The 23534-nt window shown below is 38.2% G+C and carries 14 protein-coding genes; 9 read left to right on the top strand and 5 right to left on the bottom strand.

Annotation, left to right across the window (positions count from 1 at the left end; genetic code table 11):
* Positions 1–147 precede the first annotated feature (147 nt).
* The 3 genes from KO502_RS05025 to KO502_RS05035 all read left to right on the top strand — a co-directional run bounded on the left by KO502_RS05025 (position 148) and on the right by KO502_RS05035 (position 7402).
* Complete coding sequence (locus tag KO502_RS05025; protein WP_216021498.1) at positions 148–1455, top strand: ammonium transporter; 1308 nt, start codon at positions 148–150, stop codon at positions 1453–1455.
* Between the two features lie 309 nt (positions 1456–1764).
* The gene (locus KO502_RS05030; protein WP_216021476.1) at positions 1765–4602 is read left to right on the top strand and encodes a hypothetical protein; all 2838 of its coding nucleotides are present in this window, start codon (positions 1765–1767) and stop codon (positions 4600–4602) included.
* A 109-nt stretch (positions 4603–4711) separates the two neighbouring features.
* Positions 4712–7402 (top strand): TonB-dependent receptor, encoded by a 2691-nt coding sequence (locus KO502_RS05035; protein WP_252730518.1) that lies wholly within the window; start codon positions 4712–4714, stop codon positions 7400–7402.
* A 270-nt stretch (positions 7403–7672) separates the two neighbouring features.
* Here KO502_RS05035 and pdsS read toward each other — a convergent pair whose 3' ends face one another.
* Together pdsS and pdsR are read right to left on the bottom strand one after the other, a co-directional pair.
* Positions 7673–10066 (bottom strand): proteobacterial dedicated sortase system histidine kinase, encoded by a 2394-nt coding sequence (gene pdsS / locus KO502_RS05040; RefSeq protein WP_354668301.1) that lies wholly within the window; start codon positions 10064–10066, stop codon positions 7673–7675.
* Positions 10066–10770: a proteobacterial dedicated sortase system response regulator gene (pdsR, locus tag KO502_RS05045; protein ID WP_216021478.1), complete on the bottom strand. Its 705-nt coding sequence runs from the start codon at positions 10768–10770 to the stop codon at positions 10066–10068. Before pdsR ends, pdsS begins: the two co-directional genes overlap by 1 nt.
* A gap of 287 nt (positions 10771–11057) precedes the next feature.
* Here pdsR and pdsO point away from each other — a divergent pair, with 287 nt between their 5' ends.
* From pdsO to KO502_RS05065, 4 genes are all read left to right on the top strand, one after another.
* Complete coding sequence (gene pdsO, locus KO502_RS05050; RefSeq protein WP_216021479.1) at positions 11058–11951, top strand: sortase-associated OmpA-like protein PdsO; 894 nt, start codon at positions 11058–11060, stop codon at positions 11949–11951.
* A gap of 105 nt (positions 11952–12056) precedes the next feature.
* Positions 12057–14576, top strand: a complete 2520-nt coding sequence (locus KO502_RS05055) for a VIT domain-containing protein (protein WP_216021480.1) — start codon at positions 12057–12059, stop codon at positions 14574–14576.
* A 24-nt stretch (positions 14577–14600) separates the two neighbouring features.
* A complete protein-coding gene (locus KO502_RS05060) occupies positions 14601–15218 on the top strand; it encodes a class GN sortase (RefSeq protein ID WP_216021481.1) in 618 nt (205 codons plus the stop codon).
* 120 nt (positions 15219–15338) lie between these two features.
* Positions 15339–15491, top strand: coding sequence for a hypothetical protein (locus tag KO502_RS05065; protein WP_216021482.1), 153 nt, complete (start codon positions 15339–15341; stop codon positions 15489–15491).
* A gap of 156 nt (positions 15492–15647) precedes the next feature.
* On the opposite strand, the gene KO502_RS05070 is transcribed toward KO502_RS05065, so the two are convergent.
* From KO502_RS05070 to KO502_RS05080, 3 genes are all read right to left on the bottom strand, one after another.
* A complete protein-coding gene (locus KO502_RS05070) occupies positions 15648–16343 on the bottom strand; it encodes a putative porin (RefSeq protein WP_216021483.1) in 696 nt (231 codons plus the stop codon).
* Between the two features lie 214 nt (positions 16344–16557).
* Positions 16558–17634 (bottom strand): AraC family transcriptional regulator, encoded by a 1077-nt coding sequence (locus KO502_RS05075; protein WP_216021484.1) that lies wholly within the window; start codon positions 17632–17634, stop codon positions 16558–16560.
* Positions 17634–18569: a GGDEF domain-containing protein gene (locus KO502_RS05080; RefSeq protein WP_216021485.1), complete on the bottom strand. Its 936-nt coding sequence runs from the start codon at positions 18567–18569 to the stop codon at positions 17634–17636. The genes KO502_RS05075 and KO502_RS05080 overlap by 1 nt, the downstream gene beginning before the upstream one ends.
* 452 nt (positions 18570–19021) lie before the next feature.
* Between KO502_RS05080 and KO502_RS05085 the strand changes: the two genes are divergently transcribed.
* Positions 19022–21859: a TonB-dependent receptor gene (locus KO502_RS05085; RefSeq protein WP_216021486.1), complete on the top strand. Its 2838-nt coding sequence runs from the start codon at positions 19022–19024 to the stop codon at positions 21857–21859.
* 317 nt (positions 21860–22176) lie between these two features.
* Positions 22177–23427, top strand: coding sequence for a metallophosphoesterase (locus KO502_RS05090; protein ID WP_216021500.1), 1251 nt, complete (start codon positions 22177–22179; stop codon positions 23425–23427).
* Positions 23428–23534 lie beyond the last annotated feature (107 nt).

Here is a 23534-nt window from a genome sequence, read left to right on the forward strand (position 1 = left end):
GCTAAATATCCTGATATCTGTTTGTTGTTGGTGCAATATAGCACTAAGTTAATGCTTTTGTTTTTTATCTTATTGATAATTAAGTGTTTATATTTTGGCTTGATTTGTGCTTTGTGTAGCGGAATTATTGAATGAATTACGATGGAAATGATTATGAATAGAGCAGTGTTTTTATGTTTAATGTTATTAAGTATCCTGAGCCCAAGTGCAGCTTGGGCAGCAGAGACGCAACTTAATGGAGCAAATACCGCATGGATTTTAACATCAACAGCTTTGGTGTTATTAATGACCTTACCGGGGTTAGCGTTATTCTACGGTGGTTTAGTTCGTAAAAAGAATGTGCTTTCGGTATTAATGCAGTGTTTTGCTATCGGCTCTATTTCGTCGGTTTTATGGTTAGTAGTAGGTTACAGCCTAGCCTTTAGTGAAGGTAATGCTTTTATTGGCGACTTTAGCAAAATGATGATGCATGGCATTACTAAGGACGGGTTGTCGGGCGATATTCCTGAAAGCTTATTTATGTTGTTTCAAATGACATTTGCGGTAATTACTCCCGCACTTATTATTGGTGGTTTTGCTGAGCGCATGAAGTTTTCAGCAGTATTATTATTTTGTGCTTTTTGGCTATTAGCTGTTTATGTACCTGTTACTCATTGGGTATGGGGCGGCGGTTGGTTAGCACAAATGGGGGTGTATGACTTTGCTGGTGGTATTGTTGTACATATTACCGCGGGCACGGCAGCGTTAGTTGCTGCCTTGGTTGTTGGCCCTCGTCGTGGCTTCCCAAAAACACCTATGGTGCCGCATAACTTAACAATGACAGTTACTGGCGCTGGTATGTTATGGGTAGGTTGGTTTGGCTTTAATGGTGGTAGTGCATTAACTGCAAGCGGTGATGCGTCTATGGCTATGCTTGTTACGCATATTTCTGCTGCGGCAGGAACACTTACTTGGGCTGCAATTGAATGGAAAAAATTTGGTAAAGCCAGTGTACTTGGTGCTGTAACCGGTATGGTTGCAGGTCTAGGTACTATTACACCTGCTTCAGGTTTTGTAGGACCTGGTGGCGCATTAGTTATTGGTATTAGTGCGGGTTTTGTTTGTTTTTACGCAACACTTTATATTAAACATAAGTTACATATTGATGATTCATTAGACGTATTCCCTGTGCATGGCGTTGGTGGTATTTTAGGGACTTTATTAGCAGGTATTTTATCGGCAACTACTCTAGGCGTATTTAGTGGTTATGGTTTTGCTGAAGGTATTACTACTATGGGTGAGCAAGTAGGTGTGCAATTAATAGGTATTATTTCTACTTTTATTTATACAGCTATTGTGACTTATGTTTTACTTAAAATAGTTGGCTTAATGACCAATGGCTTACGTGTAAGTGAAGAAGCTGAAGTGAATGGTTTAGATCAAACTGATCATGAAGAAACAGGTTACAACTTATAAAATCAGTAAATTAATTTTTTAGTGATTAGTACATATTACTAATATTCTAAATAGAAATTATTATGCTATAACCCTTTTAAAAAGCGCTTCGGCGCTTTTTTTGTATGCGGTCTTTAATGTGCCCTGTCATCTTTCTGTAATATTACGTACATCAAATAGTAATATTTCTAAAACATTTCTGTCATTTATTCGCCTTAGTATGTAGTCAAATTTATTTTATGTGATTAATTGTATTAAATAAGACCCAACCAATGGCGTTGTGCTTATTTAATAAAATTATCATTCATTAATTGCTGCGGAGCAAATGAAATGCAAACTAAAAGAACATTTAAGTACAGTGTAATAGCAACAGCGTTAACGTTAGGCCTAACAGCTTGTGGTGGTGATATTAACTTATCATCTGAAGTAGATAATTCTGTAGGTGATACTTACATTGATAACGGTACAGGCTCTTCAGGTCCTGATACGTCTGATTTACCAGGTAACACTAGCACAACATTAAGTAACGATATTTCAGCTGCTCTTGGTTATGATGTTGTTGTTCAAGTAGTTGACGGTTCTATTTCAGAAAGCACAACTTTTGCAGCAAGCACAGGCGGCACACCAGTAATGTACGCAGTTAGTGGTGCACTTGAAGTTGGTGGAAATGACACAGCAGCGGCAGCATCTCGTAGCCTTGACAGTCAAACAACTCGTGCTCGTGATGAAGCGAATGACGTTGTAATTACAATTGAACCAGGTGCAGTATTATTTGGTCAATCAGGTAACGATTACCTTGTAATTCACCGTGATGCAAAAATTATGGCTGAAGGTACAAAAGATAAGCCAATTATCATGACATCACTTCAAGATGTTAAAGGTGAAGAAGTTTCAGCGGGTCAATGGGGTGGTTTAGTTATTTTAGGTAACGCTCCATCTAACAAATGTCCTAGTGATGGCAGTACTTGTTCTATTCAAGTTGAAGGTGTAACAGAAGGTGCTGTATTTGGTGGTGAAGACTGGGAAGATAACTCAGGTGTACTTAAATACGTTGTTGTTAAATATGCAGGTTATGAAATTGCTACTGATAACGAGTTAAACGGTATCACATTCGGTGGCGTTGGCTCTGGTACTACAGTTGATTACATCCAAGTTCATGCTAATGCTGATGATGGTGTTGAGTTCTTCGGTGGTGCAGTAAATGTTAAACACTTAGTGTTAACGTCAAACCAAGATGACAGTGTTGATTGGGATAACGGCTTTAAAGGTATGTTACAGCATGTATACATTGAACATGCTGCTAATGCTGGTGAAGCTAACCGTGCTATCGAAGCAGATAATGACGGTACTGACCATTACTTAGAACCTCAATCAAACCCAACTATTGCTAATATGACAATTATTGGTAATAACTTTGCAGGTGAAGATCCATCAGAAGGTATTTACCTTCGTGAAGGTACTTCTGCTGGTATTTATAACACTGTTGTAACGGGTCCAAGTGAGATGGGCGAGTGTTTAGAGTTTGATGCAGGCGGTACTATCGCTAATGCAACAAGTGGTACGCTAGTTATGCAAAATACAGTTATGGCTTGTACTAATGGTGAAAACTTTAAAAATGACGGTGACGATACTACTGGTTTTGACTTAGAAGCTTGGTTTAGTGCAGAAGCATCTAACAGCATTAGTGAATCAATCTTACTTGGTGGTGATGGTGTTCCATCAAGTCAGTCACCTTTAATCGCAGCGAATGCAGGACAAGATGTTGCTACAACAGTAAACGGATTTTTTGATAGTGTAAGTCATGTTGGTGCGTTAGACGGTACTACAGACTGGCGTGAAGGTTGGGCATTTGGTTATGGTGGTGGTGAAGTTACCAACTCTGCAACTGGTGAAACTGAAGCGTGTCCTGAAGGGACAGCAGCAATTTCTTCTGTTGATGGTGTGACAACAACATGTCGTCTTAGTGGCACAATTACTGCGGACTTAACGTTAACAGCTGGTAATTTATATGCCTTAGAAGGTGCAGTATTTATTGGTGGTGACAAAGAAAATAGTGCAACTTTAACTATTGAGCCGGGCACAACAATTTTTGGTCGTACAGGTGACGATTACTTAGTAATCAGCCGTGACTCAGAAATTCAAGCAAACGGTACAGCATCTGCGCCAATTACTTTTACTTCAAGTCAAGATGTTAGCGGCGGTGAAACAAGCTCTGGTCAATGGGGTGGTCTTGTATTGCTAGGTAACGCACAATCAAACAAATGTCCTACTGATAGCGATTGTGCTATTCAAGTTGAAGGTGTGGAAGAAGGTGCTGTATTCGGTGGTACTGATGACGAAGATAGCTCAGGTACATTGCGCTATGTTGTTGTTAAACACGGCGGTTACGAAATAGCTACCGATAACGAATTAAACGGTATTACCTTTGGTGGTGTTGGCTCAGGTACAACTGTTGAATATATTCAAGTACATGAAAACGCTGATGATGGTATTGAATTCTTTGGTGGTACAGTTAACGCTAAATATGTTGTTTTAACTGATGTCGAAGATGACAGTGTTGACTGGGATAATGGCTACCGCGGTAATATTCAGTACGTACTTGTTAGACAAGATAGTGAAAATACTGATGCAAACCGTGCTATTGAAGCCGATAACGATGGTACTAACCCAAGTTTAACACCACAATCTAACCCAACTATTGCAAACATGACCATTATTGGTAATGACTTTGACGGTGCTGAAGATGACGCTGAAGGTATTTACTTACGTGAAGGTACTAAAGCTCAGTTACATAACTTTGTTGTAACAGGTTCTTCAGGTATGGGTGAGTGTTTTGAGCTTGAAGCCGGTGTTACAGCTGACCAAGCGGTTGCTGGTACTACCGTAATCTCTAACTCAGTATTTGCTTGTACTAACGGTGAAAACTTTAAAGATAGTGCAACAAGTGATGAAGCTACGTTTGCTCTAGAAGGTTGGGTATTAAACGATAATGAAGCAAACTCTACTGCAGCAGATATGGCAGCAGTATTGAACGGTATCTTCACTATTGATGCTACTACACCGAAAGACTTCACTGGTGACGCTTTCTTTGAGAACGCTGACCACATTGGTGCGGTATCAGAAGATAACGATTGGACGGAAAACTGGACTGTAGGGTTAGAAGACTAACGACTACTTAACCGCTACTACTGATTAACTTAATGTTAATTGTTAGTAGCGGTCTTTTTTTAACTTTTTCTCAATCCCCCAGTAAAAATCTCCGTTAATGAGGTTAACAATGAATACAACGTTGAAACGTTTAAGTCTTGCCATTGCTGCAAGTTTATCTATCAACTCAGCTTATGCCGCTGAGTCGCCAGCATCTGAAGCTGCTGATGAACAAGCCATGGAAGAAGTTATTGTCAAAGCAAGTCGCTTAAAAGGCACTGCAAGTGCAGTAATGCAAGAGCGTAAAAATCAAGCCTTTATTGCCGACATCTTAGGTGCTGAGCAAATATCACGTACCGGTGACTCCGATGCAGCTGCGGCATTACGTCGTGTTACAGGTATCACTTTAGTTGATGGAAAGTATATATACGTGCGTGGTTTAGGTGAACGTTTTTCAAGCACACAACTTAATGGTGCTGCGGTACCTAGTCCAGATCCAACACGTACGGTAATACCACTAGATTTATTTCCATCATCGATTATAGAATCGTTATCAGTACAAAAATCTTACTCAGCAACAATGCCTGCCCATTTTGGTGGTGGTAATGTAGATATCCGTTTAAAAACAATACCAACGGACTTTACTTTTACTATGCAAGGTAAATTAGGTGGTAATACTAATAACTTTGACGATGGCTTAAGCTATAACGGCGGTAGTAATGACTGGTATGGTATGGACGATGGTACACGTGCCGCTCCAGACGCATTAAAAACTATGTGGGAAAACCACGAGTCTCTTAATGACTTATCACAAGAAGATAACCGTCTTATTGCTGCGCAACTAAATCGTGATTACGATCCTAGCTATAGTAAAGTTAACCCTAATACGGGCTTTGATATAACACTAGGTGACCGTTATGACTTTGATGATTTTCGTGTCGGTTTCTTAACAGCTGTTTCTTACGATAATAAATGGCGAGTTTCTGAAGAGTACGAAGGTGAAGATTATACTTTTATTGCAGGGCAAAATGGCGCTGATGATCGTTGGTCTTTGGTACGTGGCTTTGATGATATTCAATCAACAGAGCATTCAGTACGTTTTTCTGGCATGTTAAATGTTGGTGTAGAGTTCCTTCGAGATCACCGTATCGATATGAGTACGCTTATTTTACATGATACCAGTGATGAAATTCGCGACAAATTAGGTAATAACAATAACCTAGTTCTAAGTGATGGTCTTCGTATTCGTGACAGTGAAGTTAACTACGAAGAACGTGAGATGATTGCTAACCAAATTCGCGGTACTCATAACTTAACTGATTTCTGGAATTTAGGCATCGATTGGTTTTATTCTGATGCGCGCTCAAACCGCTACGCTCCTGGTAATATTTCTACGCGTTATATTTTAACAGATGGCTCAAATGGCCAGCTTGAAGATGGCTTTTTTGATATTCAAAATGAAAGTGCATTAACACGTGCAAATACTGCGACACGTTATGAGTTTCAGAACTTAAATGACGGTGTAGAAAACTATGGTTATAATGTTTCATTACCACTTTACTACACCGATGTTGAAGTTGTATTAAAAGCAGGTGGTAACTTCATTAGTAAAAACCGTGATGCACAAGCAAGACGTGTTGACGTTAATACATTAGTGTTTGATAGCTTAGATTTAACAGGTTATCAAATGAATAACATCTTAACAGATGAAGCTATGTTAAATGCTCCGCTTACAGGTACTAACACCTTAATTCGTGACACTTCAGTTGCTGGTGATGATTATTTTTCAGCACAAAAAACTGATGCATACTTTTTTGAAACAGATTTCTTATTTGACCAGAAATGGCGTGCTTCATTCGGTGTTAGATACGAAGATTTCCGTCAAGTTGTTGCGCCTCTTGATCCTGCAACGGGTGAGTTTGATATTGCAGCTAACCCGACAACAGAAGATTTAGAATCGTTAGCATTTAAAGAAGATGATGTGTTTGGTGCTGTTGCATTAACTTATATAGTGGATGACAGTATGCAGTTTAGGGCATCATTTGCTCAAACAACTATTCGTCCTGATATTCGTGAAGTAGCTCCTGCAACCTACCTTGATCCACTAACAGGTTACCCTATTGGTGGTACACCAAGCGTAGTAAGCACTTCAATTAATAACTACGATTTACGTTGGGAATGGTACCTAGAGACTGGTGAAAATTTATCAGCAGGTTTATTCTACAAAGATATGGATAAGCCTATTGAATCTGTGCAATCACCATCACAAGATGGTCCTCCATTAATTCGTATCGCTAATGCTGAAGATGGTTATGTATATGGTTTAGAAGTAGAATTCTTAAAAGACTTTGCTTTCTTATCTGATTCGTTAGGACGTTTTACCGAAGATTTCTTCTTATCAGGTAACGTAACGTTAAGTGAATCAGAAATTAATATTGATACTCAAAGTGTTGTAGAACAAACAGGTGTATCTACCAGTGTTACTAACCCAACAAGAGCGATGACTGGTCACTCTCCTTGGGTAGTTAATATGAATTTAGGTTGGGATGCGCCAAATGGTAACCATAGTGCAACACTAGCTTATAACGTATTTGCTGAACGTATCATTATTCCTGGTATTGATAGCAAAGATGATTCTTATGAACAACCATTTCACTCGTTAGATGCTGTTTATACTTATTATCCTAGTTATTCTTCTACCCTGAAATTTAAGGTGCAAAACATCTTAAATCAAGATAAAACGATTGAGTTTGAAGATACCTTAGTACGTAGTGAAACTAGAGGCGTTAACTTTGAAGTAGCATACAAGTGGGACTTCTAATAACTAATACTAAGCTAACTTTTACTTAAGTTAATATTTAAAGTTAATATTTACGATAAGTTAGCTTGATAGTTAACAATGCAAAGAGAGAGTTATTAATTTAACAAGTCTCAGCGCATTATTTAAACACGCAGTATAGTGATCCCAACCACTATGCTGCGTTTTTTTTATATGTTTTTGACTCGTTCCTACGCATTGCGGGGTAATGCATAATTATCCAATCATAGAGCGCGATTGAAAATCTCACCTATGCTGCTTCCTCACATAAGCTTATTTCACCGCTGGAATAGTGACTATTGCATCAACGCCCGTAGCATTTTCATTGTTAATAATCTTAACTTTTCCTTGATGAAATTGTGCGATCAGTTGCGCAATATAAAGGCCTAACCCTAAATGTGGTTGTTGGTGCTGATTTATCTCGTTATTGTCGTTAGCAGAAAATATTTTCTTGGCTTTGCGAACTGACACCATAGAATCAAACAAACGCTCTTGCATGGCTTCTGGTAATAACTCACCTAAGTTACTGATGGTTAGAATATACTGATCATTTTTACGCGTTAACCTTATATCTATCGTGGTATTTGCGGCGGCAAATTCCACGGCATTGGCAAGTAACTTATCAAGCAGTTGTGCAAACAACTCAGGACCGCCGTTAACAATATGTTGTTTGTTTTTTTCTTCGTTTGTTAAAGCAATTGACTGTGTTGAACTGATTAACGTATCAGCATTCACTGACTTAGTCTGCTCCTTAGTAGCAAACAAATCGACAGATAAGTTAAATGCTTGTTGTGGTTGTGTCAGTTGATAACCTTGCACACAGCCATAGACAACTTCGTCAATTGAGTAATCAACGCGCTCACTATTTTGTAAACTTTGTTCTAAACGTGTCGCTTCACTCATCAAGGTTAAAATGGTGGATAAACGATTAACGCCTTCTTTAGCACGGTGCATATACACATTGTCTTGGCTAGCGGGTAAATCAAGCTCTAACGATTCAAGTGATGATTTTACTACGGCGACAGGAGTTCTTAATTCGTGCGATAAACTGGCCGACATACCCTGCAAATATTGAGTATATTGTCCTAAACGTTGCACCATTAACGCAAAACTTCGCTGTAAATCGCCTATTTCATCAGAGGCTTTATTCATTGGGATTTCTTGAATTATTTTACCTTGCTCATCAATAGCTTGCTCTGTTTGGTTACGTAAATTACGAATACGATTTGAGGTACGCGAGGCAAATATAAACAAGCCTAAAGTGCCTAAACCCATAACCGCGATAATAATATTAAACCAACTTTGTAATGCTTGATTTCGTAAGGTACGAATACCGTTAGTGGTTTCTTCGGCAATTACCGCGCCTTGTACTTCACCATCACTGTATATAGGGTAAGCAGCCGATAAAATCACCGCTTTATTGTCTGAAGTTAAGCGCCAAGAGGCGCCACTTTCGCCCGTTAAAGCTTTAGTTAAATGGCTGCCTTCAAGTTGCGCAACGTCATATAGTTTATCGTTAAAATCTTTAGGTGGTGTGGTTAAAATCTTGTTATATATTGCTAATAGCTGCTCTTGTAACGGTTTATACCAAGTATCAGCGAGGGCAGGTTGAGTCATTTTCCCCCATAATCCATCAGAGTTTTTAATATCACCGGCTTTAGCAAGTACGCGACCATGTTTATCGACCACCCAAATACGTGATTCGCTATGATCTAAGCCTTTAAGAATGCGCTCTATTTCAGGTGATGGTAATAATACAGTGCCTAATTTATCGGCTTGCGCAAACGGTGAAGTACCTATGGTAATACGTTGTACGTCGCGACTTTCATTAGCGTCGTTATCTATATCACTGATAGCAAAACTTAACTGACTACCAAGCATTGATAGAGGCAGGCGTAACTCAATTGTGTAACCTTGCTCAGTTTCAGTCCACATACCTTGAATGCGAGGCTCAGGTGCTAATGGCTTGTTTGTTGTTAAATTGCTTGTAGTTGAAACATCTTTTGTTGAAAGTGAAGTTGTTGAAAGTCCTGCTGCTGATGATGGGGAGCGAGTATCAACTTCAAAAGCCGTTACCCAACCAGGGGCTTTGGTGGCAATGATATAACGGCGAAAGTCACCTGCAGGAGTAATAAAAGCAATTTGTAATAGATCATTATTTTCAATGCTTAAACTGTTTTTAGGTCGGTAAACAATATCGTTGTCAGTTACTGCAAAATAAGCATATAGGTGATTACGATATTTGCCTACCATGTGCTTAAATGACAGACTTTCTGGTTGATAAAAATCATGTCCTTCAAGTAAGTAATCTTGTTGGTAATTTAATGCACGTTGTTGGTTGCGCCAGTCACTTAACTCGCCATCAAGTTGAATAGGATCAACAATCGGGTAGGCGTATAAATCTTTACCCTTTTGCACTTGTGGTAAAAAACTCGCTTGTTTATCAAATAATGTTGGTCGCTCGTGCAATGCGGTTGCTACGGCGCGAACCGTACCCATTAAGCTTTTCTCTTGACCAATACGTAAATATTTTTCCATTTCCCACACATATTGATAACCCAATAGCGGGATAGCGAATAGAAATAACGACAACAGAAAGAGCTTGCTTCGTAAGCCAAACTTAATGTTAATTGGAAAGGAAAAATACGAACGGCTAGTCTTCATCATTAATTAACTTTAGTTTCAGACTTCCAGCGATAACCCATACCGTAAACGGCATCAATGCAGTCAAAGCTTTCATCAAGTTGCATGAACTTTTTTCTAATACGTTTGATATGTGAAGTAATGGTGCTGTCATCAACAAACACTTTGGCATCTTCCATTAACTGCTGACGGCTTTTTACATGTCCAGGTACTTTCACTAAAGAATGCACTAACCAAAACTCGGTTACGGTTAGCTCAATTAATTGTTGTTGCCAATGTACTAACATACGCTCTAAACACAAGCTTACAGAGCCTGAGGTTATATTACCTTCAACGCTTGTTGGTTTATGGTTAGCCTCAATTCGTCTAAATAGCGCAGCAATGCGCGCCAACATGTGTGGCAAGCTAATATCTTTTGTTAAGTAATCGTCAGCGCCCATGCGTAAACCACTTACCGTGTCAAAATCGTTATCACGGGCGGTTAAAAAAATGATAGGTAATGAACTCGATAATTGGCGTAATGCTTGGCATAAAGTAAAACCACCATCAATTTCATCTTCTAAACCAATATCAATAATAGCCAAGTCTGGCAGCTTTTCGGTTAACGCTTGCTGAGCCACTTTGCGATTACTATAAGCTTGCACTTGGTAACCTTGCTTTTGTAAAAGCTCAGTGTAATTTTGTCTGATGGAGATATCGTCTTCTACGATAGCAATAGTTCGGCTCATTGAGTGTCCTGTTTATGAATTACTGTTTACAACTTTTTATAGTAGTAAATAACTTAAAATCATTATCTACCATAAAATCTCACATAAAAAGGGCAAAACAGTAATTGCCTTTTTTCCGCCACAATTGCTCATCACATTGCCATTTTTCAACCCCTGTTTTGCCATTTCATTGATGTTTAATAGATCCCGTAAACAAGACTTAACCATTTGTCTTGAACTTAAACAGAACTTAAACAGAACTTAAACAGAACTTAAACAGAACTTAAACACTAGAAAAGGGCATTACCATGAAAAAGCAATTAATCGTATCAAGCATTATTTTAGCATTAGCCACGGCACCTGTTATGGCTTCATCAGCTATAGAAGACACAGATAATACCAGTGAAACCATTGGTTTTGGTACAGGAGCTATTATTGGCGGCTTAATTGCGGGACCAATTGGCGCTGTGGTTGCGGGCACTGTTGGCGTACTTATTGGCCAATCACATGACAGACAGGAATTGATTGAGCAAGCTGATGTTCGCTTAAAGCAAAATAACATAGCGATGCAATCTATAAATGATGAAAAGCACAATTTAGCGAGTTTATTAATGCAAAGTGAGCAAGAAAAACTGCAATTAAGTGAAGAGTTAGCATCAACAGAAAACAACTCAAATAATTTATTAAGCCAAGTTGAGCAATTAGAACAACTTAAATTAAACCTTAGGTTTGATGTCGACTCATCAAAAGTTGAATCTTTCTATGAGCCGCAAATTAAACACTTAGCTATGTTGATGTTAGAAAACCCAGAGTTATCGGTGAACCTGTCAGGTTATAGCGACTCAAGTGGTAATTCGGCAAGTAATTTAGCACTGTCTGAGGCAAGAGTTGACTCAGTTAAATCTATGCTCGTTAAGTTAGGTGTTGATGAACAAACCATTTTTACCGAAGCATTTGGCGAGACTAACTCGTTGCAAGCTAACCGCACTAAAAGCAGTGACTTTAATGATCGCCGAGTTGATGTACAGATATTTGCCGCTGAGCAAGTTATTGAAGCAGAGCAAATGAATGAAACGGCACAGGTAAACGACTTAACCCCGTTAACTGATGTAGAGCAACTTACTGAGGTAGAGCAATTCGCTGAAGTTGATCAAAACTTCGCCCACACACCTCATAACGAGAAAATTGAAGCGTTGGAGTAAGGTAGATTTTACCCTCTTGTCGAGCTATCGCCACCTGATAGCTCGGCCTTTTTTATTTTATTACTTTTATTCCACTACCTTTTATTTTACGCAATGGAGAAAGGCATGAAACTTAGCCCGACTTTTATCAATACCCTTATTATTTCTGGTGTGCTTATCATCAATGTCGCAGGTGCTTTTCTCAGTATGGAAAGTAACGCTGATGAAATGACTAACAACACGAATTTAGATCCTAGAGAAGTTAACCGCGACAGCGTGCAGGAAGTGATTTTAGATGAAGTTAGCTTAAACGATGTAAATAGCGGAACATTATTGTTTAAACAAAACGGCAAAGCCCAATTCTTACAAGCGCCACAACTTAAAACCGAGGTTGATATAACCATTAATGGCATTGTCGCTAACGTAAAAGTGAAACAAAAATTCACCAATACCAGTAATGAGTGGCAGCATGGCGTTTATGCTTTTCCTTTACCTGATGATTCGGCTATTAATCAACTGACAATGCGTGTTGGTGAGCGGGTGATTATTGGTGAAATACAGGAAAAATCACAAGCGCGAAACACCTTTAATAACGCTAAAAAGAGCGGTAAAAAAGCAGCATTGGTTGAACAACATCGACCTAATTTATTTACTACCAATATTGCTAACATCCCGCCTAATGAAACGGTGGAAGTTGAATTGGTTTACTTTCAGCAGGTAAGTTTTCAACAGGTGAGCTTTCAACAAGCAAGTGCTAATCAACAAGAGACTAACTTAGGCAATAACCTAGGTCGTAACCTAGACAATAAAGTAGGCGAATTTAGTTTACATTTTCCCATGGCGATAACACCGCGATACCAACCTAATCGTGCTGAGAACTTTACAAACTCGTCAAACACAACAAACACATCAAGAACTAGCTCAATACAAAAATCAGTAATTGATGATTCGTTACCGCAATTAAGTTTTCAAACCACGAAACAACAAGGGAATAACCAAACTATTGATCTGTCGGTTAATCTTTTTTCAGGAGCAGAGCTTAGTCAACTGAATAGTATTAATCACTCGCTCATTTCCACAAATAAAGCCACAGGACACTATGCCCTTAAATTAACCAATCAACCAATGAATAAAGACTTTAAATTAGTTTGGCAATATCAACAGCAAGATCTACCGCAAGTGCTAAATTTTCAACAAAGTTATCACGATAAAAACTATGGCTTATTAATGCTGTTACCGGGTAGCCTAGCCGGAACCCTGTCTGGGGCGGGCGCTTTGCCACAGGCGTCAGATGTAACAAAGAACAAAGAAAAAGCATCGCGAGAATTAACCTTTATTTTAGATACATCGGGCTCTATGGCGGGCAATTCGTTAGCACAAGCTAAGCAAGCCTTTAAGTATGCGTTAAGTAGTTTACAAGCCCATGATAGCTTTCAGTTAATTGCTTTTAATTCATATCCTACGCAGCTTTTTTCTGCACCTGTTGCGGCGAGTAATCAAAATAAAGAGCAGGCGTGGCGTTTTGTCGCTGAGTTAAAAGCAACGGGGGGCACCGAGATTAAATCAGCGTTGGATTTAGCCTTAAAGCAAAAGGTAAGTGCTTACTATAAAACGCAAATACAAACAGGAATACAAACAGAGGAGCAGGCCAGTGATTTTTTAGCAAAAGAAACGCAAGAAAAAGATGTTGAGGATAATAACAAGTTACAACAAATAGTTTTTTTAACAGATGGAGCCGTGGGGAATGAAGCAGAAATATTTATCGAGTTAGCTAAAAATATCGGCAATAAACGTTTATTCACTGTAGGGTTAGGCAGCGCCCCTAATCGCTTCTTTATGAAAAAGGCAGCGGAAATTGGTCGTGGCAGCTATCAATTTATTAGTAATCAAAGTGAGCTAGTAAAAGAAATGAACAGCCTTTTTACAAAATTGAGCCAACCCGTGCTGACAAATTTAGCCTTGAATATTGCGCAGGGTAATAACATTGCTAATCAAGGAGGTGTTAAACAGGGAAACATTAAGATTAATACCACGCCGAATCCTATTCCAGATGTTTATGCGGGGGAGCCGTTATTTTTAAGTTATCAGATGACTGGTACTCAAAAGCTAGCAGATAATATAAACACAGAGGTGAGCGGTATATATCAGGGGAAACCTTGGTCTTTTTCTATTAATGACGCAATTGCTGATAATACTATTCAGAATGAAGAATTTAAAAGTTCAGCAAAACCTAAAGCAATCCCCCAAAAAGTACCTGCGCCAGATTTAGGTATAAGTTTGCAAGCAAACGCAACTATTCCGCCATTAGCAACCTTATGGGCAAGACGTAAAATTGCCGATCACTTTCGTCAATTGATGTTATATAAAGAGCCTGAAGCGAAAGCCAATATCATTGCATTGGCGCTTGAATATCATTTGATCACACCATTTACTAGCTTAGTAGCGGTTGAGCAAAAAATCTCACGTCCAGCTAACCAAACAGCAAAGGCTAAACAGTTAACGAATACTTTACCGGCAGGGCAAAAATTGCCGTCAACAGCGCTTAACTGGCAATTGCAATTTAACGCGGCGATATGTTTATTACTCATGTCTGTCATCTCACTGATGTTACTTCCGGTAAGAGAAAAATCAGCGAAAAAAAGCTAAGTCGAACACAGGGCGATAGTTGATATGAAACAAGTAAATCAGCCAACAAAAGCGAGAATACTGTTAATAGGCTTAGTTATTCTCGCTTGTTTATTGTTGATCAAACCAAGTTACCTTTATGCTAAATCAGTACTTGCGCAACTGTTACTTAATCATGCTTGGCAAAAGTCGTTAGTACAAAACGGTGATAATGATCATAAATACTTACCTTGGCAATGGGCGGATAGCTACCCCGTAGCCAAGTTAAGTTATATAAAAGGTAACGATCATTCAGTTAAGAATTGGATCATATTAGCGGGTATGACAGGGCGGTCTATGGCTTTTGCCCCTGCTTGGCTTGAAGACTCCGCAAAGCCTAATCAATATGGCAATACTGTTATCTCGGCACATAACGACAGCCACTTTGACGTATTAGAAAGTGCTGAGTTAGGTGATGAGTTGGTATTAGAAGATAGGCAAGGGAAGCAAATCACCTATCGCGTCGCAACAATTGAAATAGTGGCCGAACAAAATAGTGAACCTTATCTTTTTCAAGACGAAACTATGCTCACCCTCATTACTTGTTATCCTTTTACCACAACGAATACAGCGAAGAGTCAACGACTTGTTATTCAAGCCGTGGCGATAGAAACGGTTTTTTAATAATAGCCTTAACAGGAACTTTAGGGTGGTAAACTTGCTAGTTATTATGAAAGTAATCAACAAATTCCAGAGCCTTTAGCGGTAATAAATATTAGTACAGAGCTAACTGATGGTTCATTGATGTTTATTGATACAAATAATATGGCGCTTTCAGTGAAAACTAAAAAAGGTGAGCTTATTTTTATTCTGGCAGAAGATGATACAGATAAAATTATTTGGAGTTGTGTTAATGGTGAAGATCTTACTCTGAGCAATTACCTCTATCACGCGTAGATATGTAAACCCAATAAAGCATTTTACACAGAGGGATTCTAAAACGAACACCTTCAAGTGGAGTAAATATAAGTAGAGAAGAAGTCTCTACTTATTTAAGTCAACTACAGCTAGGGAGACTACTTACTCTTAGCTGTAGTTTAATAACTTTAAAACTTAAAAGCGACCTGTTAAACCAACAGAAATAGTGTCATCATTCTCGTATGAAACATATTCTATATTTGCAGCGATTGCAGGTGTGAAAAAATGTTCAGCGTTAATGCCTACATTATAATCATCTTCTGTTTTAAGGCTTAAGCCAACACTTGATTGCGCTGTCCAGAAGTAGTCGGCAGCAGCAGTGAAATCACTATCTGCATTAAGGTATGACGCTTCTACATTAACAAATGCACCGTTACTTAATACAGCAATGTATTTAGTGTTAAGTGCTAAAGAGTCAGAAAATTCTTCATCAGAACCCGAAACTGATACTAACCAGTTTTGCGCGAAAAAGTAACCTACCTCACCTGTGAAGCCTGTATCGCTATCACCACCGTCAACGTCAGTATAAGTAACATCTAAGCCTAAAAAGATATTTTCATGGTAGTAATCACCACCTAATGTTAGTGAGTAAGCGTCACCGTCATTGTTCGTGTAACCAAGAGATACATTATCGTTTCTGCCCATAAAAGCAGCTTCAGACCAAGCAGTGTTAGCTGTAGACACGTTGTTAAAATAATAAGTACCTACAAGGTTAGCTTCGTTGTAATTGTCAGCCGTTAGGTAGTCAAAATCAATTTGAGTATTGTAGTTGTTTGCTAATGCCGCAGAAGAAAGTAAAGATAAACCTAAGAATAATGCCGTTTTTTTCATTATATAAATCCTTTATATATTGTTAAATGTAAATATCGAGAAGAAATAAATTGAGATGGTATTAACGAAAGTCTAAAGCTAAATATTGCTTAATAATTTATACGTAAAATCCATTTCGAGCGCATTGTAAATGTTAATTTATTGTAGATCAAGTGGTAATACCTGTTAACTATATGTTTGATTTTTGTGTTTTATTTTTGTGTTTGTTTAATGCTCAATTTAAAGCTATCAATAGCCGTTCACGCATTGAATTGGGTGTCATTCCCGTCCAGCGTTTAAACGCCTTTCTAAAATTACTAACGTCAGTAAAATATAAAGCGTCTGCTATTTTTTCATTACTATCATGACAAATAATTAATTGGAAAATAGCCTGTTGGCTACGAATATTATCAATAACGCCTTGGTAGTTTAAGGCGTGGCTAGCTAACTTTCGCTTTAACGTTGCACTACTGTAGCCGAAGTGTTGGGCACAGGACTCTTGTGATACATCGACTTTGGTTGCTATACATTGATTAATATAACGAATAAGTTGCTGGGTAAAGCTAATAGGGTATTGCTGGTTATTTAGTTGGGCGTCTTGCCGTAGTTGTTGTAGTGCTAAAAGTTTTAAACTTTTGGCACTGTCGTTAAATGGTAAGTAGAGCTTTTGGGAGTCAATGGTTACCATGCATATTTGTTGTTCAAATTTAATCGTTTTATGATTACTCATATTTAAGTGGGTATGATATTGCTCTATGTGTTCTACTTGAGGATAGTCAAGGTAAATATATAGTTCAGGTAGTTCACCACAACGATATTTAATAGCACCAAGTAGAGCGCTTAACATAAATTCAGTAATAAAGATTTGTTGATTATGTGATAATTTCCCCACCGCACTTTGAAAAAGCAGGTAACTTTTGCCGTTAAAGTTTTTTATCGTTAAGTTCATTAATGGAAAGCAGTCAAGTTGAAAGCATTGGCATAAACGTAACATGTCAGCCAAATGTCGGCAGTTCATGAATGCTTGACCGAGTAAACCTAACTGAGAAGGAAAGTAGCGGCGTCCTAATAAAAAACTAATTTCATTACCTTTGATTAACTTTGAACAGTTTTCTATTACCGTTAATAGCGTATTTGCAGAGCAGCTTAACGGCTTTTTGTTGACATTAACCTTAGTCAAATCATTGTAAAAAATCTTTGTACCTTTAAGTAACTTGTCCGGATGTGCGCCACGTTGGTTCGCTAAATCTATAATACTCAATAGAAGTTGTTGAGTATTAAGGACTTCATCATGGCGATCATAACCTTTCATTAGGCAACCTGTTTACTAAGAGAACTATTGTTTTGCTGTTTAGTGACTTCCATCTTTAGGTTTAATTGCTCAATAATTTGGTAATTACTTTGTGTTCCGTCGAATTCTTTACTGCATAAAGTTATTTTTTGATAGTGAGTTTGTTGTTCGCTACCCACCTTAAAAGCTACGTTTGCTAAGCTATTTTCAATATGCTCAGCAAACTTTCTGGCAACATCACTTGTAGCGTCGGGTAATAGAACAATAAAGCGATCACTGGCATAACGACAAGCCACGTCTTTGTCTCTAATGTTCATGGTAATCACTTGCCCTATTTCGCGTAATAAATTATCTCCTTGTTGATGACCGTGTTGTCTGTTGAATTGATCAAACTGACAAATATCTATCATCATTAAAGTAAAAGGCTTATGACTATTTTTACTGTATAACAATTGGTGTTTTATTTGTTGCTTCATGTATTTGGCACTATATAAACCAGTAATAAAATCAGTAAGGTTATGATCTCTATAAACTCTTTCAGTACGCCTTAATTGAGCATTTAGTGTCATTTGCTCTTGGTACCAGTGATATAAAGCAATGCTCATTATTATCATACCAAATGGGGCTGGCATAGATTCAATTGCTGTTATCCAAGTGCCACTTTCAGGATAGATAATAAACTCGTCCATAAAATCTAAAAGCATAGAGATATTCATCAATAATAACCCTGAAAAAAGCCATCTTGTTACTTTGCCTCTGGGTCTGCTAATTAAAATAAAGGCGATCCAAACGAGAGTCATTAAAGTCATCCCCCCTTCGCCAAGTACATCAGCATAATCAAATTCAGCGCTTGGCTTTAAATCACCTAAAGTAAAAGTAGTTGTTATTACCGCAGCGAGTGTAAAGCATAAAATTATAAGTAAAGGAGAGTGATATTTTATAAAAGAGGTGTTCATGGTAAGTCCTATTTTCTTGATAAAGTATGCTTGCTAAAACCCGGCTGTTAAGAGCACCTTGCTTGTTTATATTGAGTCATGTGCTTTATTTGGATGCAGTATGATAAAGCTAAAATTTACAGCAAGGTGATATTAGCTCACCTATATGACAGTTTTTTTATCTCAAGCATATAATTCCTCATTATTCTTAACTAGAAATGAGTTGGTCTTATGAAAAACCTTAATCCTTGTTAAAAATAAGGGGGTCAAATTAGCTCACCATTTATGACAAACTACAAAAAAATGCTTGTTAACTGTTTATTATCAGCCTTGTTAGTCTTGTTGAGTTATCTATTAAAAATTCTTGTCATTGTGTTGTCATATTAGCTCTTTACTTTAGCATCCAACTTAATTTGCACAGACGTCCTGTGTGCAACATATAAACCTAAAAAATAATGAGAGCACTTAACAACATGAATCTTTCTTTACCGGGATATAACAAGCATAACTTTCGCCTAAATAAAACAACACGCGCTTTAGTGGGCAGTTTAGCCTTATTTGCTGCACCTTTAGCTTTCGCTGATAGTGTTGTAGAGGGTCGCGTAACCGATGCAAACCATAAAGTGTTTTTTCAAGGGGCTGATATTGAAATCAAAGAGTTAAACGTAAAAGCTGTTAGTCAACGTGACGGCTCATTTCGTTTTGCTAAGCTACCTGAAGGTGAATACACCTTAGTGATTAGATATCTTGGTAGTGAAAATGTAGAACAAAAAATATCAGTGGTTGATGGCGAAGTGCTATCAAAAGACTTTGTTATTGGCGCACATAAAGCGTCTAAAAAAGAAATGGACAATGTTATTGTTTACGGCCAACGTGCGGGGAAAGCAAGCGCACTAAACCGCCAAAAAAATTCAAATAAAGTTGTTTCAGTTATTAGTAGCGACGGTATTGGTCAATTGCCCGATCAAAATGCTGCAGAAGCATTACAACGTATGCCAGGTATCTTTATCGAGCGCGACCAAGGCGAAGGACGTTTCGTGGGTATTCGTGGTATCGATCCTAACTTAAACAACATCACCATTAACGGTTTAAACGTACCATCACCTGAAGCAGGTGTACGTAGTGTTGCGATGGATGTTTTACCAAGTGAGTTAATCTCTTCTTTAGAAGTTAGCAAAACGGTTACGCCAGATATGGACGCGAGTGCTATTGGTGGTTCAATCGAAGTAAAGAGTTTATCAGCGTTTGATCGCAGCGGCAGAAGTTACTCACTTACAGCACAAGGCTCTTATAACGAACTAAAATCTGAAACGAGTCCTAAATTGTCAGGTAGCTTTACTGATATTTATTCATTAGATGACGGTGTTCAGTTAGGTGTTGCCACAGCACTTTCTTGGTTCAAACGTGACTTTGGCTCAGACAACCTGGAATCAGGTAGCGGTTGGGCAGACTTTGAATACGAAGATGCAGCAACAGGTGATGATGTTGAAGTGTTTGGTACTGAAGAATTAGAACAACGTGCATACAATATTGAACGTGAACGTATGGGGGCTGCGTTAAACTTTGATCTATATACCTCAGCCACAGATAAGTACTACTTACGTACCTTGTACAGCCAGTTTTCTGATGATGAATACCGCTTGTTAAATCAGTATAAATATGATTCAGGCGCTATGGATTTAAGCACTAACACAGCAACTAGCGCACAATTTACTGATGGTGAAGTAGTACGTGAAACGAAAGATCGTTATGAAGAACAAAAAATAATATCAGTGATTGCTGGCGGTGAGAATCAACTTAAAGACTGGTTAGTTGAGTACAGCCTTGGTTACTCAAAAGCCAATGAAGAAGAGCCAAACAGTATTGAAACTGTATTTGAAGCAGAAGGTTTAGATTACGGTTACTTAACGTCAGGTCCGGTTCCGCAATTAACGGCAGATGCTGCAACACATGATTTAAATAACTACGTACTTAGTGAAGCGGTTAATGCTAAAACCTTAGCAGAAGATGAAGAAGTCACGTTAGCGTTAGACTTAACCAAAGACTTTGTATGGCAAAATTATAACGGTCAATTTAAGTTTGGTGGTAAATACCGTACGCGTGAAAAATTTAATAGAGTGAACGAGTCAATTTATGACGGTGGTTTTACTGATGCTAATGGTGAAGATATTACCGCACAAGCGTTTGCTGTAGGTGATGTTGAATATGCTTTAGGTGACTTTGGTCCGGGTATGTCTCGTTCACAATCAACAGGATACATTCTAAATAACCTAAACGATTTTGACTATAATCAGGATGAATCAGATTTAGAGAGCCAAGCTAACTCATACACAAGTAATGAAGATGTATTAGCTTTATACGGTATGGTTAGTTTTGATATCAACGACTGGAATATTGTTGCAGGTGTTCGTTATGAAGATACAAGCTTTAGCACCTCAGGTAATAAAGTAAACTTAACAGTAGATGAAACAACGGATACTGAACAAGTTGAGATTACACCATGGGAAAGTTCAAAAGATTACAGTAACTTTTTCCCAAGTGTAAACGTACGTTACAACATTAGTGAGCAGTTAATCACACGTTTTGCATACACACAAACGATTGCTAGACCAACGTTTGAGAACAGTGCGGCGTTCCAAATTATTGAAACTGAAGTAACAGAAGATGACGGTCAAGTTGAAACTGAGCGTAAAGCTGAAGTAGGTAACCCAGAGTTAGACCCATACGAAGCAAACAACTTAGACTTCAGCATAGAATACTACCCAGGTAACATTGGTGTTTTATCAGCAGGTTTATTCTACAAAGATATTGCTAACTATGTTGTTGTTCAAGAAGTACAAGATAATGGTCAATGGGATGGTTTTGAAGAAGTTTTACAACCACAAAACGGTGGTGATGCTTCATTAACTGGTCTTGAATTAGCGTGGAATAAAACCTTTGATTCAGGCCTTTTATTAGGTGCTAACGGTACTTTTGTTGACGCCGATGAAAAACTACCAAACCAAGCGGACACCGTTGGTAATATTATGATTGGTTTTGAAAATGACGATATCAGCATTCGTTTAAGCTCAACGTACAAGAGTGAAAACTATCAGTTTACTGATAACGATTCTGACGTTTATCAAGATGATCATATGCAAATTGACTTTAGCGCTAAGTACTACATCAACAATACAACACAAGTTTACTTTAACGCGACTAACCTTAACGACGAACCATACTATGCATACCACGGCGACAGCCAATATAATTACCAGTATGAAGAATACGGCCGTACGTTTGAGCTAGGCATTACCATAACCTCTTTATAAATTTTTGTAAAAAATGGTTGTAATTGTTGTGCACAAGTAACGTGATATTAGTAACTGTGCACATTCAATGACTTAGAGTATAGAAGTGTTAACGGTTTGAAGAATAGTGTATTCATTTAGGTCATCGTTGATCTAAAGTTATAATTCTGCCGTTATACCTTTTTAATATTTACACCGAATCACCACTAAGTGGGTTAATTATGAACAAGCAAACCTTGAAAAAAAATATCATGCAACGCAAATTTCCATTAGCTGCATTATCTTTATCGTTATTAAGTGTTGGTTTTATCGCTAGTTGCAGTAACACCAACGACAACATGGCAGCAACGAATGCTACTGAAAAAGAGAGTACCAGTAAAAACATCAACTTTTTAGCCTTTGGTGATGGGGGGTATCATGTTGATTACCCTAAAATAAAACACATTAAATACCCTAAAAATAAAGAAGAGTTTATTGAAGCTGAAAAAGCTGATTGGGTTGAAGACTACCGCCCAATGTCTGAGTTTGATCACGCGCCAATTTATGTCTACCCAAATACCGACATTGCAACCGAGCAAGGTGGCGCTCAAGCGGTTGGTTTAGCCATGACAGAAGTGTGTCGTGTAAAACCGTGTGAATTTGCCTTACAACTTGGCGACAACATTTATCCCGATGGTGCCGGCGCCGACGACGGTAAAGATGATCAAAAACGTATGGACGATTTGATACTTGCACCAGTAAAACCGTTATTAGCTGAAAACCCTGATTTAATGATTTATTCAGCATTAGGTAACCATGATTGGAAAAGCTCCCGCCACGGTGTTGCGCTGCAAACACAGTGGATGAAAGAGCAAAAGAACTTTACCTTAGGTGATCAAGGCTATTATAAATATACCATTGGCGAACCAGATAATGACGTAGAATTTTTTGTACTTGATACCAACATGCTGTTGTCAGGACAAGTTTTTCATGAAGTACCATTAAATAAAGATGGTAGCGAAGGTGATTTAGCACAAGCACTAAATGATGGTCGTGCAGAGCTAGAACAACCAGAGGCGCATGAGTTACCTATTACCGATGAAGATGAAAAACAACTTGCATGGTTAGCTGATGGCTTAGAAAACTCTACTGCAAAGTGGAAAATTGTTTATGGTCATCATATTTTATGGTCAATTGGTGGAACTAAATACAGTGAAGGCCACGTATTAAGAGAGCTACTATTACCGTCATTATGTGAATACGCCGATGCTTATGTAGCAGGCCATGAGCACGATTTAGAGCTCTTAAGTGATGATTGTTCTTTATATAGTAAAAATACAGCGGCAAATAATAAGCCAGTGTTACCATTAATTATTAGTGGTGCAGCCGCAAAGATGCGTGGTAAGCATACGCCTTTTGCTGAACAACAAGCAAAACGTTACCCACAATATACATTACACTGGTCGCAAAGCTTTACTTGGGGCTTTGCACATGTAGAGCTAGATAATGAAGCCGATAAACTAAATGTTGAATTTTACACAACACCACGTGATGGTAGTGGTAAAGCAAACTTAGCGGCAGAGTTCTCATTTGATAAACGTATAAAATAATAATACCAATTCCGATAATTTTCTGGTCTAGCTGTGCGAAGGGAAAATATTTAAAGACAAGGCGCTTGATTGAGTAATAATGGGTTATTGCGATTGAAAGGAACGTA

It is taken from the genome of Colwellia sp. E2M01, from assembly GCF_018860585.1.
GTDB lineage: Bacteria > Pseudomonadota > Gammaproteobacteria > Enterobacterales > Alteromonadaceae > Colwellia.